The sequence below is a fragment of the Gilvimarinus sp. 1_MG-2023 genome, assembly GCF_030548285.1.
On sequence record NZ_JAUOSC010000273.1, the window covers coordinates 1 to 392 of the forward strand.

Below are 392 nucleotides of genomic sequence, written 5' to 3' on the forward strand. Positions count from 1 at the left end.
TACCGCGACTGACTGCCGGTGCATCCGGGGTACGGGCCAGCACCAGATGGATGATATTGGCGGCCATGTCGTGCTCACCATAGGTGATAAAAATCTTCTGCCCCTTGATGCGATAGTTGCCATCCGCCAGCGGTGTGGCTTTGGTGGTGGTCGCAGCCAGGTCGGAACCAGCACCCGGTTCGGTCAGCGCCATGGCGATGGTCCACTGGCCACTGGCGAGGGGTTCGAGATAACGCTGTTGTTGTGTGGCGCTGCCAAAATGCCGCAGGATATCGCTGCCACCCTGGTTGAGGGCGTGGAACATCACAAAAGCCAGATTGGCCGATAGCCACATCTCGTTTACTGGCTGGGCGATAAACCGGGGCAGTGCCTGCCCTCCCGCGGCTTCTGTC

The 392-nt window shown here is 60.2% G+C and carries 1 protein-coding gene; it reads right to left on the reverse strand.

Annotated elements, in window-relative coordinates:
* Positions 1 to 392: acyl-CoA dehydrogenase family protein (locus tag Q4563_RS16760; RefSeq protein ID WP_303605297.1), on the reverse strand; the 392-nt coding region annotated here is incomplete at both ends.